This window comes from Candidatus Polarisedimenticolia bacterium (assembly GCA_036004685.1).
Lineage (GTDB): Bacteria > Acidobacteriota > Polarisedimenticolia > Gp22-AA2 > AA152 > DASYRE01.
This window is the reverse complement of sequence record DASYRE010000051.1, coordinates 24,757-38,507: the sequence shown is the minus strand read 5'-3', so window position 1 is coordinate 38,507 and position 13,751 is coordinate 24,757. Positions and strand designations below refer to the sequence as shown.

General features: G+C 67.5%; 11 protein-coding genes. 5 read left to right on the top strand and 6 right to left on the bottom strand.

The window, feature by feature from the left end; translation table 11 throughout:
* Positions 1-119: 119 nt before the first annotated feature.
* The 3 genes from VGR67_14140 to VGR67_14130 all read right to left on the bottom strand — a co-directional run bounded on the left by VGR67_14140 (position 120) and on the right by VGR67_14130 (position 1,721).
* Positions 120-785, bottom strand: coding sequence for an OmpA family protein (locus VGR67_14140; protein ID HEV8337550.1), 666 nt, complete (start codon positions 783-785; stop codon positions 120-122).
* 287 nt (positions 786-1,072) lie between these two features.
* Entirely contained in the window at positions 1,073-1,537 is a 465-nt protein-coding gene (locus VGR67_14135; GenBank protein ID HEV8337549.1) for a CBS domain-containing protein, read from the bottom strand.
* A gap of 31 nt (positions 1,538-1,568) precedes the next feature.
* Positions 1,569-1,721: a lmo0937 family membrane protein gene (locus tag VGR67_14130; GenBank protein ID HEV8337548.1), complete on the bottom strand. Its 153-nt coding sequence runs from the start codon at positions 1,719-1,721 to the stop codon at positions 1,569-1,571.
* A 185-nt stretch (positions 1,722-1,906) separates the two neighbouring features.
* Here VGR67_14130 and VGR67_14125 point away from each other — a divergent pair, with 185 nt between their 5' ends.
* The 4 genes from VGR67_14125 (at position 1,907) to VGR67_14110 (ending at position 9,535) form a co-directional block, all read left to right on the top strand.
* A complete protein-coding gene (locus VGR67_14125; protein HEV8337547.1) occupies positions 1,907-2,449 on the top strand; it encodes a BON domain-containing protein in 543 nt (180 codons plus the stop codon).
* Positions 2,450-2,587: 138 nt separating this feature from the next.
* A complete protein-coding gene (locus tag VGR67_14120; protein ID HEV8337546.1) occupies positions 2,588-3,451 on the top strand; it encodes a Ku protein in 864 nt (287 codons plus the stop codon).
* Positions 3,452-3,453: 2 nt separating this feature from the next.
* Entirely contained in the window at positions 3,454-6,117 is a 2,664-nt protein-coding gene (ligD, locus tag VGR67_14115; GenBank protein ID HEV8337545.1) for a DNA ligase D, read from the top strand.
* 115 nt (positions 6,118-6,232) lie between these two features.
* Positions 6,233-9,535 (top strand): MASE1 domain-containing protein, encoded by a 3,303-nt coding sequence (locus VGR67_14110; GenBank protein HEV8337544.1) that lies wholly within the window; start codon positions 6,233-6,235, stop codon positions 9,533-9,535.
* On the opposite strand, the gene VGR67_14105 is transcribed toward VGR67_14110, so the two are convergent.
* The 3 genes from VGR67_14105 to VGR67_14095 form a co-directional block, all read right to left on the bottom strand.
* On the bottom strand, positions 9,524-10,255 hold the full coding sequence (locus VGR67_14105) for an HAD family hydrolase (GenBank protein ID HEV8337543.1): 732 nt from the start codon (positions 10,253-10,255) through the stop codon (positions 9,524-9,526). The genes VGR67_14110 and VGR67_14105 overlap by 12 nt on opposite strands.
* A gap of 368 nt (positions 10,256-10,623) precedes the next feature.
* Positions 10,624-11,955, bottom strand: a complete 1,332-nt coding sequence (locus VGR67_14100; protein ID HEV8337542.1) for a sigma-54 dependent transcriptional regulator — start codon at positions 11,953-11,955, stop codon at positions 10,624-10,626.
* Positions 11,956-12,132: 177 nt separating this feature from the next.
* Positions 12,133-13,293 carry a PAS domain-containing sensor histidine kinase gene (locus tag VGR67_14095; GenBank protein ID HEV8337541.1) on the bottom strand — a complete coding sequence of 387 codons (1,161 nt, stop codon included), beginning with the start codon at positions 13,291-13,293 and terminating at the stop codon, positions 12,133-12,135.
* A gap of 206 nt (positions 13,294-13,499) precedes the next feature.
* Here VGR67_14095 and VGR67_14090 point away from each other — a divergent pair, with 206 nt between their 5' ends.
* Positions 13,500-13,721 (top strand): hypothetical protein, encoded by a 222-nt coding sequence (locus tag VGR67_14090; GenBank protein ID HEV8337540.1) that lies wholly within the window; start codon positions 13,500-13,502, stop codon positions 13,719-13,721.
* Positions 13,722-13,751 lie beyond the last annotated feature (30 nt).

The window sequence follows — 13,751 nt, the reverse complement described above, 5'->3', positions numbered from 1 at the left end:
TGGCTGGTCTCGGATCCGTTCAGCGCCCCGCCGTCCCGAGGCGTCCCGGCGGGGAGCGTGGCGTTGGTTTTTATTCAAGCCCTCGGGCAGAAGGGCTTGTCCTCCGGTGGGTGGAGCGATTATCGGGCCTTTGCCTTCACCAGAATGTCGACGCGCCGGTTTCTCTGCCTGCCGCTCTCCGAAGAGTTGCTGGCGATCGGAGCGGATTCGCCGAAGCCGAGCGCCGTCATGCGCTCCTCGTCCACGCCGCGCAGCACGAGGTAATTCTTCACCGCCTGCGCGCGGCGCTCCGAAAGACTCTGGTTGTGCTCCTCGGTGCCGGTCGAGTCGGTGTATCCCTGGATGACGACGGCCGACTTGGGATACTCGTTCAGGACGCTGGCCATCTCGTCGAGGCTGTCCCGGGCGCCGGGCGCCAGCTGGGCGGAGTCGATCGGGAAAAGAATGTCGGAGTCGAAGTGGATCAACAGGACGTCGTCGGAAACGCGCTCGACGGTCGTGCCCGGGATGTGTCCGAGCTTCTCCTCCTGGGCGTCCATGTAAGCTCCCACGCCGGCGCCGATGGCCGCGCCGGCCGCCGTGTGGGCAAGGATCTCGTCGGCTTCGCGCTCGCCGCGCAGGATGCCGATCGCCGCGCCCGCGGCGGCGCCGATGGCCGCGCCCTTCGCCGTCTTGTCGCGCTTCGTCGTTCGGGTCGTCGTGCTCGTCCCCGTCGTTGCGCAGCCAACCAGTATCGCGAGCAAGGCCGAGGCCATGGTGACGGCCAACCCATTCGATCGCTTCACACCTGACATCGAGTCAACTCCTTTCGTCGTTTTGTTTTCAGCAGCTCGTTCGCTCATCCTCGCCGGCTCATCGGCGTCCCTGGCTTCCTCGTCGCCGTCAGGCTCGGAAGCCAAGCGTCGAGTCGGCTTCGGCCGGCCCAAAAAATCGCGTCGGAGGCTCGCCAAGCTTGTCGTGCCGGTCCCGCCAGGGGGGCCATTTTGTAACCCTTACAAGAAGAAGTTGCAGATCGCAGAGACTTCCGCCGGCCGCCGGGAGGTGAGGCAGAAGGAAGGAGGCGGTCTGCATTTCAGGCCGCCTCCTTCGATTTCGAGATCTCCCGCACCAGCCCCGCGGTCTTGGCGGGCTCTGCAAGCCTCGTCGCCACGTCCGCTTGAGCGATCATGCCGATGAGGCGGTCTCGGCGGTCGACGACAGGAATCCGCCGTACGTGATTGTGCGACATCGCACGAAGGGCTTCCTCGACGGTATCGGCGCGCCGGCACGTGACGGGATCGCGGGTCATCACGTCGGCAATCCTCGTACTCCTCGGGTCGCGCGCCTCGCCAACGACCTTCAGCGCGAGATCCCGATCGGTCACGATCCCGATCAGCAGGTTGTCTTCCTCGGTCTGCACGACCGGGATGGGACCGATGTCTTTCGTCTTCATCAGATAGGCCGCCCAATACGCCGTGTCGGAGGGAAGGCACCGGACCGGATCGGGGGTCATGATCTCCGCACACGCGATCTTTTTCTTCAGGTTCATGATGTTCATGGCGCTTCTCCCAGGGCGACGTATCGTGAAGCTAGATCGCGGGCCTCCTTCCCTGAATCAGCTGGATGAGCACCACGGCCAGCGCGATGAGCAGGAGAAGGTGGATGAACCCTCCCATGGTGTAGGAGGAAACCACGCCGATCAGCCAGAGAACCAAAAGAACCACGAAGATTGTCCACAACATGTGCGCCTCCTTGAAGTCCGTTCGTCCCTGTTTATCTCACCCGTGACACCTCACGTCCTGGTTCGAGGGGCTATTCAGCAAGGGTCGTGCCAGGGGATCGGCGGGAGCGATCGCGGCACACTTCTTGCTCTCCCAGGATCCCGATCGCAACGCCGGTTGCTCCGGCATTCTTTGAGGAGAAAACGATGCAAGCACGCAGATCTTTTCCCCTGATCGCTCTGGTCGCGTTGATCTTCGTCGCGGTCGCCTGCACGTCGGACGCGGGAGTCACGACCAAGATCAAGGCGAAGATGGCCACCGATGACAACGTCAAGGCGTATCAGATCGATGTCGCCACCCAGAACGGCGTCGTGACGCTCACGGGGAACATCGACAGCCAGGAGGCCAAGAACCGCGCGCTCGAAATCGCCCGCGACACCAAGGGTGTGACCAGCGTCGTCGACATGATTTCCGTGAAGACCGCCGCCGCGGAAGGGAACGCTCCGAGCCCGGAGCGCAGCCTCGGCGAGCACATCGACGATGCCGGGATCACGCTGAAGGTGAAGAGCCGGCTGCTCGAGGATCCCGACGTGAAGGGGCTCCAGATCGACGTCGACACGCGCGAAGGCGTCGTGTTCCTGACCGGCAAGGTGCGCAGCGAGGCGGAGAAGGAGAAGGCGATCAACCTCGCGAAGCAGACCGAGGGAGTGCGCGACGTGCAGGCGAACCTCTCGATCTCGTCGAGCTAACGGATGGTTCGCCCTCATCACGGCGGGGCGCCGGCATCGGGCCGGAAGAACCCGCCGTCATGGGGGGACGAGTGATAGTGATAGTGATAATGATCGAGTGAAATTGACTGTGATATTGACGATGATGCGGAGTCCGCCATGGCGCGAGCCATCTGGACCGGAAGCATCAACTTCGGGCTAGTCACGATCCCCGTGAGCCTCCAGCCCGCGGAAGAGTCGAAAGAAGAGCTGAAGTTCAGCTACGTCGATCGCCGGGACCTCTCTCCCGTCGGCTACGAGCGCGTCAGCAAGGCCACCGGGAAAGAGGTCCCGTGGGATCAGGTCGTCCGGGGATACGAATACAAGGAAGGGCAGCACGTCGTCCTCACCGATCGGGAGATCAAGGGGGCGAACCCGAAAGCGTCGCAGTCGATCGACATCTTCGCATTCGTGGACGCGGCGGAGATCGAGCCCGTCTACTTCGAGAAACCCTATTATCTGGAACCCGCCAAGAAGAACAGCAAGGCCTACGCGCTGTTGCGCGAGACGCTCCGCCGGAGCGCCAAGGTCGGCTTGGCCAAGGTGGTGATCCGCACGCGCCAGCGCCTCGCGGCGCTCTTCGTCCGTGACGCGGTCCTGACCCTGGAGATCCTCCGCTACCCGCACGAGCTCCGCGAGCCGGGCGCGATCGAGGCGCCCGCCGGCGATCTCAAGAAGCTGGGCGTCACCCCCAAGGAGATCGCCATGGCGGAGCAGATCGTCGAGAGCATGGCGTCGTCCTGGCGCCCGGAGGAGTATCGGGACGACTACCACGACGACATCCTGGCCTTGGTGCGCCGGAAGGTGAAATCAGGCAAGACCGAGGAGATCGAAGAGCCCCACGAAAAGAAGCCGCGCATGGCCGAAGTGGTCGACCTGATGCCGCTGCTCAAGAAGAGCATCGAGAAGACGCAGGCAAGGAGCCAGCGATCACGCGGCGCGGGACGGACCCCGGCGAAAGCCCGGCGCTCCAGGAGCGCGTGAGAATGGGTCTCCGCCCGTATCGGACCAAGCGCCACTTCGATCGCACTCCGGAGCCGAAAGGCTCGGCGGGGCGCAAGCAGGGCAACCTCTACGTCATCCACAAGCACGCCGCCTCGCGCCTGCATTACGACCTCCGCCTGCAGCTCGAGCACACTCTGAAAAGCTGGGCGGTCCCGAAGGGCCCGAGCCTCGATCCGTCCGAAAAGCGCCTGGCGGTGCACGTCGAGGATCACCCCCTCGCATACGGGAAATTCGAGGGCACCATCCCCAAAGGGGAGTACGGCGCCGGCAGCGTGATCCTGTGGGATCGCGGCCGCTGGCGGCCGAAAGGCGACCCTGCGGCCGACTACCGGAAAGGACGGATGAAGTTCACCCTGGAAGGCGAGAAGCTGCGCGGCGGCTTCAACCTCGTCCGGATGGGAGGGAAAGCGGGAGAAGACGGCAAGAACTGGCTGCTCATCAAGGAAAGAGACGCCGAGGCGAAGCCCGGCTCCGGCGACGCGCTTCTCCAGGAGAGGCCGGAGAGCGTGCTCAGCGGCCGCACGGTGGAGGAGATGTCCCCCCAGGCCGCCCGAAGCGCGCGCGCCCAGGCCGGCCGCAAAGCGGGGAAGCCGAAGGGCGGCGGCCGGAAGATTGCGCCTCCCCCGGAGGCGCCGAAGCAGAAGCTCCCACGCGCGGTGGCCGTGGAGCTGGCGACGCCGGTGGAAGAGGCCCCGGCAGGCGACGAGTGGCTTCACGAGATCAAGTTCGACGGATACCGCGCGATCTGCCGGATCCGGGACGGCCGCGCGGAATTCCTGACGCGCCGCGGCCACGATTGGAGCGGCCGCCTCCGGACCCTGGCGGCGTCCGCGGCGGCGCTTCCGGTGGAGGAGGCGCTGCTGGACGGCGAGATCGTCAAGGTCACGCCGGAGGGCCGGACCAGCTTTCAGGCCCTGCAGAATTCCTTCGCCGGGGAGGACGCCGGCGGCGTCAGCTACTTCGCGTTCGACCTGATGCATCTCGACGGCCGCGCGCTGGCCCCCTTGCCGCTCGCGGCGCGGAAGCAGGCTCTGCGGCAGCTCCTCGAGGCCGCCGGCGCGGAATCCGAGAGAATCGGTTACAGCGATCACGTGGTCGGCCGGGGACCGGAGTTCTTCGCGGAAGCCTGCCGCCGCGGCCTCGAGGGAATCGTCAGCAAACGCCAGGACTCTGCCTACCGGCCGGGACGCGGGCGGGACTGGCTGAAGATCAAGTGCTTCCAGAGGCAGGAGTTCATCATCGGCGGCTTCACGGAGCCGGAGGGCTCCCGTGAGGGAATCGGCGCGCTCCTGCTCGGGGTTCACGACTCCGGGGGGCGCCTCGTCTATTGCGGCCGGGTCGGCACGGGCTTCACCGGTGCGGTCCTCCGGGATCTCCAGAGTCGGCTGGCGCGGCTGGAGCGGAAGGAGCCGCCGTTCGCGCGCCCGCCGCGCGGGAGCCGGGCGCGCGGCGTCCACTGGGTGAAGCCGGTCCTGGCGGCCGAAGTGAAGTTCTCCGAGTGGACGAAGGACGGCCTCCTCCGCCAGCCGTCGTTCCAGGGGCTGCGCGAGGACAAGAAGACGGAGGAGATCGTCCGGGAGCGGGCCCTCCCCGTCTCGGCGATTCCGGCATCCGAGAAACGAACGGAACCCTCCGCGGGCCGGGCGGCGAACGCTTCGGCGAAAGAGAGAGCCGCGAGCCCGGCGGCGAGCCGCGCCGCGAAGATGAAGATCTCGGGCGCGTCGAGGGCCGGGCGGGCCGCGACCGCCGGCGGCGCGCGAGTCGAGGTCGCGGGTGTGACGCTGACTCACCCGGAAAAGGTCCTCTATCCCGATGCGGGGATCAGCAAGCAGGAGCTGGCGGAATACTATGAAGCGATCGCCGGCCACGTGCTGCCTCACGTGACGGGGAGGCCCCTGACGCTGGTGCGGTGTCCGGAAGGGACCCTCAAGCCATGCTTCTACCAGAAGCATGCGGCGGGGGAGACGCTGCCTGCCGCCGTCCGCCGCGTGATGATCCAGGAAAAGAAGGGGCGGGGAGCCTACCTGGTGATCGATACGCTGGAGGGCTTGATCGGCCTGGTCCAGCGTGGCGTTCTCGAGTTCCACACCTGGGGGTCGAGGGCCGATCGGCTCGAGAACCCCGATCGGATCACCTTCGATCTCGATCCCGGCCCGGGAGTCGACTGGGACGCCGTTCTCGACGCCGCCCGTCTGGTCCGGCGGCGCCTGTCCGACCGCGGGCTCGCGAGCTTCCCGAAGACGACCGGGGGGAAGGGGCTGCACATCGTCGTCCCGCTTCGCGGCCGCAACGATTGGGACGAAGTCCACGAGTTCTCGCGGGCCCTCGCCGAGGCCGTGGTGCGCGAGCAGCCGGCGCGCTTCACCGCCACGATGTCGAAGGCGAAACGGGCGGGGAAGATATTCCTCGACTACCTGCGCAACGTCCGCGGCGCCTCGGCGATCGCCGCCTATTCGACGCGCGCGCGCCCCGGGGCTCCCGTGTCGGCGCCGGTGCGATGGGAGGAGCTGACTCCGGCGCTGCGCTCCGACTCCTTCACCCTCCGGAACCTCCCCGGCCGGCTGCGGAAGATCCGCACCGACCCCTGGAAGGACTACGAAGCCTCCCGCGGCGCGATCACCGCCGCCGCGCGGCGCGGTCTCTGAGCGCTGCGAGGCGCCTCGGTTTCCGGGATCCTGATAAGATCTCGCCAAGGGCCACGGAGGCCGGCCCCCGGCCGGCCGCCCTGGCTTCGCCGCGAACCTTCCTCCGGGACCCGGCATGAGCCTGCGCGACCGGACGTACATCCCGCTCCTTGCCGCAATCGGCACCTCCTACCTGTTCGCCGCGAAGCTGGGCTTCACGATGGCCGGGGTCGCGGAGCAGGTCACCGCGGTCTGGCCTCCCAGCGGGATCGCGCTCGCCGCCTGCATCCTCTTCGGCCGCCGGATCTGGCCGGCCGTCTGGCTCGGCGCCTTCGTGGCGAACGCCACGAGCCACGAGCCGGTCGTCGTGGCGGCGGCGATCGCCACGGGGAACATGCTCGAGGCCCTGACCGGGGCCTGGCTCCTGGAGCGCGTCGGGCGATTCGATCCGCGGCTGGAGCACTTGCGGGACATCTTCGGCCTCGTCGTCCTGGCGGCAGGAGTGAGCACCACCGTCAGCGCGCTGATCGGGACGACCACTCTCTGCGCCGCCGGGCTGCAGCCGTGGAGCCTCTACGGGTCGATCTGGAAGACCTGGTGGCTGGGGGACGCGATGGGGGATCTCGTCGTCGCGCCGGTGGTGCTCAGCTGGTTCAAGACCCTCATGAGGCCGGAATGGCGCTTCCGGAGGATCGCCGAGAGCCTGGTCCTCCTGGCCGGGTTGATCACCGTCTGCCACTTCGCGTTCCGTTTCCCCTTCTCAGAGTTTCGGACCCATTACCCCCTGGTGTACATCGTCTTTCCGCTGCTGATCTGGGCGGCGGTTCGTTTCGGGCAGCTCGGCACGACGACGGCGACCCTGGTGGCTTCGATCATCGCCATCGGCAGCGCGCTGGAGGGCAGGGGGCCTTTCCTCGGGAAGACGGTCGACGAGAGCCTGATGCTCGTCCAGATCTTCCTCAGCGTCGTGACGGTGACGACGCTCATCCTGAGCGCCGCGATCTCCGAGCGGAGGATCGCGATCGCCCGGCGCTCGGCGGAATACCGAGTCTCCCAGGCGATCGCGCACGCCAAGTCGCTCGACGAGACCGCGCTGCCCGTCCTCGAAGCGATCTGCTCCACGCTCGATTGGGACCTCGGGATCTTCTGGCGCGTCGATCCGGCCGCCCGGCGACTGGTGTTCCTCCAGATATGGAACCAGCCGGAGGTCCACACTCCGGCGTTCGCGGCCCGCAGCCGCGAGCTGCTGTTCGAGGAGGGCGTCGGCCTGCCGGGAAGGGTGTGGGCCAGCGGCTGCCCCGCGTGGATCGCGGACGTGACGCGGGATCCCAACTTCCCGCGGGCCGGGATGGCCGCGCGCGACGGCCTGCATGGCGCCTTCGCGTTCCCGATCGTGCTCGACGGCGAGGTCCTGGCGGTCGTCGAGTTCTTCAGCCGCGAGATCCGGCAGCCGGATGACGAGGTGGTCCGCTCCTTCGTCAGCATCGGCAACGAGCTGGGACAGTACATCGGGCGGAAGCGGACGGAGAGCGCGCTGCGGGAGGGGGAGGCGCGGCTGCGCGCCATGCTCAATTCGGCCCTCGATTGCATCGTGAGCATGGACGAGGAAGGGCTGATCTGCGAATTCAACCCGGCGGCGGAGGCGACCTTCGGCTACCGGCGCGCCGAGGTCCTTGGAAAGAACCTGGCGGAAATCATGATTCCGGAGCGGCATCGCGCCGCGTACCGCGCCGGCCTGATGCGCTACCTGACCTCCGCCGAGGCGCGGATGCTGGGCAAGCGAGTCCAGATGACCGCCATGCGCCGGGACGGCGCCGAGTTTCCCGTTGAGCTGACGGTCACGGTGGTCCACCGCCAGAGCCGGCCTCTGTTCACCGCCTATCTGCGGGACATCACGGAGCGGAAGCGCGCCGAGGAGGCGCTGCGGCAGAGCGAGGAGCGCCTGCGCTCGATCCTCGACAACGCGCCGCTCGCCGTCTCGATCAAGGACGTCGAGGGCCGCTACCTTTTCCTGAACCGCACCGCCGCCTCGCTCTGGGCCCAGCGGGCGCCCGGGCAGGAGGTGCTCGGGAAGAGCGATCACGATCTCCTGCCTCCCGGAGAGGCCGAGGGCGCGAGCGCGGAGGATCGGCGCGTCCAAAAGGCGAAGAGTCCCCTGCAGCTCGAAGAGGTTTCGCCTTCCGATTCGTCCGACGCGAAGCCCGGCTACTGGCTGACCAGCAAGTTCCCCCTGGTGGACGCGGCGGGGAATCCCTACGCCATCTGCTCCGTCTCCACCGACATCACGAGCCGCCGCGAGATCGAGGAGAAGCTGAAGCAGTCCGATCAGCGCAAGGACCGGTTCCTCGCCATGCTGGCGCACGAGCTGCGCAACCCGCTCGCGGCGGTGCTCAACGCGACGGAGATCCTGCGGCTGATGGGCCCGCCCGAGTCGAGGCTCGAGTGGGCCCGCGCCGTGATCGATCGCCAGGTCTCCCACCTCGCCCGGCTGGTAGACGAGCTGCTCGACGTCGCCCGGATCACGACGGAAAAGGTGAGGATCCGGCGCGAACCGACCGATCTCGCGGTCGTCGTGACGCGGGCGGTGGAATCGGTGCGGCCGCTGATGGAGACGCGGAGGCAGAGCCTGTCGATCGAGACGCCCGAGGGGGAGATCGTCGTCGAGGCCGATCTCGACCGCCTCTCCCAGGTCTTGACGAACCTCCTCGACAACGCCGCCAAGTACACGCCGGAAGGCGGGAAGATCGGGCTCGTCGTCGAGCGGCTCGACACGGAGAAGAAGGTCCTGGTGCGCGTCCGGGACACCGGCATCGGCATGACCCCGGAGGTCCTGGAGACGATTTTCGAGCTCTTCTCCCAGGGCGATCACTCGCTGGACCGCGCGGCGGGGGGGCTGGGGATCGGACTGACCCTGGCCCGCCGGCTGGTGGAGATGCACGGGGGAACGCTGGAGGCGTTCAGCGCCGGGCCGGGGCTGGGGAGCGAGTTCGTCGTCACCCTGCCGCGGGCGGAGGAAACGCGGCCGCAGACCAAGCCGGCCGCGGCGAAGCCGAGAAGCATCCCGGCGACCAGCCGGCGGATCCTGATCGTCGACGACAACGAGGACGCCGCTGAGAGCATCAGCATGATGCTTTCCCTCGACGGCCACGAGGTCCGCACCGCCTACGACGGTCCGGGGGCGCTGGAAGCCGCCGGCGCGTTCCGCCCCGACGTCATTCTCCTGGACATCGGACTCCCGGGGATGGACGGCTACGAGATCGCGCGCCGGCTCAAGAAGAACGGCCGGCTCGACGGGGCCTTGCTGGTCGCCGTGACCGGCTACGGGCAGGAAGAGGACCGGCGCCGCGCCGAAGCGGCGGGTTTCGACCTGCATCTGACCAAGCCGGTCCAGCCCGAGCGGCTGCGGGAATTGGTGAGCCGGGGCCGCTCAGAGTCTTGAGTGAGAATGCTGGGCCAGCCGGCCGAGGAACACCTCGTCCGCCCGTGCGCCGAGAGGCGACTCCTCGTAATGAGCCAGGAGATCCTCGATGTCGCGGTAGATCGCGACCGCCCCCGCGCCGCGCAGATCGTCCTCGGAGAACCCCCCAGAGAGAACGCCGACGGTGTCCAGCCCCGCCTTCCGGGCCGCCTGGACGTCGTAGGGGGTGTCTCCCACGACCGTCACGTTCGCCGGGTCGGGGTTCCCGAGCGCCTCCAGGGCCACCTCGAAGACCTCCGGGTGCGGCTTCGACTGGCTGACGTCGTCGGCGGTGATCTGCTCGTCGACCAGGTCCTGGATTCTCGCCAACCGGGTGTACTCGTCCAGGTCCTCACGGGACGCCGAGGAAGCCAGAGCAATCCGCACCCCGTCGTCCTTGAGGCGCTGGAAGAGCTCGCGGGTCTTCGGAAAGGGCCGGACGAGCGGCAGGTAGCGGCTCCGGAACAGGCGTCCGCGCGCCTCCTCCATCTCCTCGCCGAACCGGCGGATCTCCTCGGCACTGAAAAAGACCGGCATCAGCTGATCCGCTCCTTTGCCGATTTGGCGACGCGCTTCTTCAAAAGGGACCTGCTTTCCGTAGGCCGCGAAGATCTCCTTCCACGATCGGGCGTGCAGATCGACGGAATCGACAAGCGTCCCGTCGATGTCGAAAATGACCGCTCGTATCCCCTTGGATGACATGCTCCTACCTCCGTCCTTCCTGCTCTTTGGCCGGCGCGGGCGCGCTCCCCTTTGAAGGTCTCCCCGCTGTCGCGGCGCCCCGGGCACCGATCGGTTCGTTGGATAAAGGCCTTACCGCCGGGACATCCTGATGGTGGTTCTCAGCAACGGCTGGCAAAAACAGCAACAAATGTGCCAGCCGCAAAGGTCGAATCGATCGAAAGGTCCTTCGGATTCCGACGCTCTTCGCGGCAACCCCGGCGGGTCGTGTGGCCGCCGCCTCGCCGGCCGGGCTCCGGGAGCCCGCGCGCCGAGCGGAGAAGTCCGATGAAAAGGTGGACCTTCGCCGTGGAGGGTTAGGAGCCGGGGGGGCGGCTTGGGCAGCGAGATTATTGCGGCTTGTACTCGCTGAGCCGGTTGTAGAGCGTCTTGAGGCTGATCCCGAGGATGGCGGCCGAGGCTTTCTTGTCGCCCGCGCAATGCTCGAGGGTCGCGAGGATCAGGCGCCGCTCGGCCTCGGCCAGGGAGGTGCCGACCTTCATGTTCAAGCTCGAGCCCGAGACTTCCGTCACTCCCAGGACGAGGGAGTCGAGGCCGATGTCGTTCTCGGCCATGATGAAAGCGCGCTGGATGATGTTCTTCAGCTCGCGGACGTTCCCCGGCCAGGGGTGGGCCCGGAGCCGCTCCACCGCCACCCCCGTGAAGCGCTTCGACGTGCCCGCGTCCCGGTTGAGAGAGGCGAGGAAATGCTCCGCCAGCAGCTCCACGTCATCGAGCCGCTCGCGCAGGGGCGGGAGGAGGATGGGAAACACGTTGAGACGGTAGAGGAGATCCTCCCGGAGCTTCTGCTTGAAGGTGGCGTTCGCAGGATCGACGTTGGTGGCGGCGATCACCCGGACGTCGACGGTGATCAGCTGCTGCCCGCCCACGCGCCGGAAGCTTCCCGTCTCCAGGACCCGCAGCAAGTCGACCTGGAGGTCGAGCGGCATCTCCGTGATCTCGTCCAGGAACAGGGTTCCGCCGTTGGCCTGCTCGAAGTAGCCCCGCTGCTGCCGCTCGGCGCCGGTGAAGCTTCCTTTCTCGTGGCCGAACAGCTCGCTACCGATGAGGGAAGGGGAGACCGCGCCGCAGTTGATCGCCAGGAACGCCTGCTTCCGGCGCCGGCTCAGATCGTGCACGGTCTCGGCCACCAGCTCCTTGCCGGTGCCCGTCTCGCCCAGCAGCATCACCGTCGCCTCGGTCGGCGCGACCTTCGAGACCATGTCGTAGACGTTCTGCATCGCCGCGGAGACGCCGATCAGCGGGCCGAATTTTCCGAGCTGCCGGAGCTCCTTCCGGAGGTTGCCGATCTGCTGCTTCAGCTCCCGGGTCTGCGCGACGCCGACGAGCAGCGCCTTGACGCGCGCGAAATCGATCGGCTTGGTGAGGTAATTGGAGGCGCCCATCTGCATCGCCTCCACCGCGGCGTCGATGGTGGCGTGCCCCGTGATGATCACGACGTTGGTGAGGGGGTTGGCGCCGATCTCCTTGAGGAGCTCCATGCCGCTGCCGTCGGGGAGGTCGACGTCCAGCAGGACCATGTCGGGGGTCGACTCCTTGAGCTTCTGCCGCGCCTCCTGGAGCGACCCGGCCGTCGTCGTGGCGAAGCCTTCCTTGCTCACCATCTCGGTGAGGCCGCTCAGGAAGTTGGGATCGTCGTCGACCACCAGCACGTCGAGCATTGGATCTGCGGACCCTCCCGCGCGCGATGGGGGCCATCACGCCCGGCGGACGCCGGCTTCCGTCTGACCGTCGGGCCGAAAACTATAGTACAAGCGCCTCGCGAATATCAAAATCCGGGCGGAAGCGGCGGAACGGCTGGATCGGCGCGGAATCCCGGGGAAGCGGCCCGGCCCCGGTCAGCGGTTGGAGAATTCCGGAGGAGAGGATGGGGTCTCCTTCCGGGGAGAGTCGTTCTTCCGCGGTCCTTCGGGCGGGGCAGGCTGCGCTTCTTCGGCCAGCAGCGGAATCAGGACGATGAACCGGCTTTTTCTGGTCGCGTCATCGATCTGGGCGCTGATCGACCCGCCGTGGAGAAGGGCGAGATGGTACGCCGACGCGAGATTGACTCCTCCGCGGCGTTTGGAGGCGATCCGCCACTCGAAGAGATCGGCCTCGTCGCCCCCCCCGCTCGCGGGCGCCTCGTAGCGCACCGTGAGGCGGGCGTGGGGAGGATCATGGTCCTGCACGACCTCGACCGTGCCGCGCTCGGGCGACAGCGAGATGGCGCTCGCCACCAGGCCGCGGACGAGCTGCTCGATCCGGCCCGGGTCGCCGTTGACGAGCCCCGCCCGCGGGTCAAGCTTCTTTTCCAGGCGGATCCCCTTCGGGGAAGCGAGCCGGGCCGCGACACCTAGAGCGGTGTCGATTAAGGGAGCCAGCTGGACCGGCTGCAGCTGCAGGCGCAGCTTTCCGGTGATCATCAGCGACAGATCGAAAAGCTCGTCGACCAGCTCGGCGAGGGTGGTCGCGCTGTTCTCGATGGCCCCCAGGGCCCGCGCTTTCTTCTCCGCGTCCTCGCTGCTCTGGAAGACGCGCAACCAGATCAGGATCGAGCTGATCGGGGTGCGGATGTCGTGGAACGCCCGCGCCAGGAACTCGTCCATGACCTCGGAAGCCTTCTGCCAGTTCTTCAGGCGGCTGAGATCGTGAATCGCGCCCAGCATCAGCGCCGGCTCCCCCGACCGCTCGCGGACCAGGACCGCCTCGTCCCGGACCTCGACCCAGCCTCCCTCCGCGCTTCGCACGCGGTACTCCAGACCCAGCGGCGCACCGCTTTCGAGGGCCCGGGCGAGGGCCACGTGATAGCCTTTTCGATCTTTGGGATGGATCCGGGAGGCCCACCATTCGCCGGCGGCCGCGGCGTCGGGCGCGGAGCAGCCGAGGAGGTCCTGAAGGCCGTTGGCCCACCACATCGAATGGCGGCGCAGGTCGCGATGGTAGAGGACCGTGCCCAGGGTCGAGGCGACGGCCGATTCCTCCGCGCCGAGCGCGGCGGAGCCGGAACGGGGCTGCGACACGGACTCTCGCTCTTCTGACGACATGAAAAGCCGCCTACTCTCGACGTTTGAGAGTGTTACTCTATCACGCCCCCCCGGCGCCTGCCAAGAGCGCCGCGCGCTTCCCGGCTCGAATGGCATGGGGCTTGCTGCCAAACCCCCCGTCGCGCTCGTCCCCGTCCGCACCGGATGGACGCGGGACGGTAGACGCGAGCGGGAGGACGCTCATGCCAATCTGCGAGCTGTGCGGCAAGCGAGTCGTGAAAGGCGTCGAGACGAGGCTCGGGAACGAGCCGCCTCATCAATTCGACTGCTTCGAATGCGCCATCCACGCGGTGGAACGGTCGCCCGATCGCCGTCTCGAGCGGGGCAATCCCGGGGCCGGCGATCCGAGGATCCTGCTGCTGATCCGTTCCCTGCGGCGCAGTCCTCTCGCGGGGGCGGCCTGAAGCCGTCGGACCGGCGGATTGAAAACTTTG

Coding starts and splice junctions, on each gene's coding strand:
- VGR67_14110 (HEV8337544.1), top strand. CDS start 6,233: ATGAGCCTGCGCGACCGGACGTACATCCCGCTCCTTGCCGCAATCGGC.
- VGR67_14090 (HEV8337540.1), top strand. CDS start 13,500: ATGCCAATCTGCGAGCTGTGCGGCAAGCGAGTCGTGAAAGGCGTCGAG.
- VGR67_14105 (HEV8337543.1), bottom strand. CDS start 10,255: ATGTCATCCAAGGGGATACGAGCGGTCATTTTCGACATCGACGGGACG.
- VGR67_14135 (HEV8337549.1), bottom strand. CDS start 1,537: ATGAACATCATGAACCTGAAGAAAAAGATCGCGTGTGCGGAGATCATG.
- VGR67_14130 (HEV8337548.1), bottom strand. CDS start 1,721: ATGTTGTGGACAATCTTCGTGGTTCTTTTGGTTCTCTGGCTGATCGGC.
- VGR67_14120 (HEV8337546.1), top strand. CDS start 2,588: ATGGCGCGAGCCATCTGGACCGGAAGCATCAACTTCGGGCTAGTCACG.
- VGR67_14125 (HEV8337547.1), top strand. CDS start 1,907: ATGCAAGCACGCAGATCTTTTCCCCTGATCGCTCTGGTCGCGTTGATC.
- ligD (HEV8337545.1), top strand. CDS start 3,454: ATGGGTCTCCGCCCGTATCGGACCAAGCGCCACTTCGATCGCACTCCG.
- VGR67_14100 (HEV8337542.1), bottom strand. CDS start 11,955: ATGCTCGACGTGCTGGTGGTCGACGACGATCCCAACTTCCTGAGCGGC.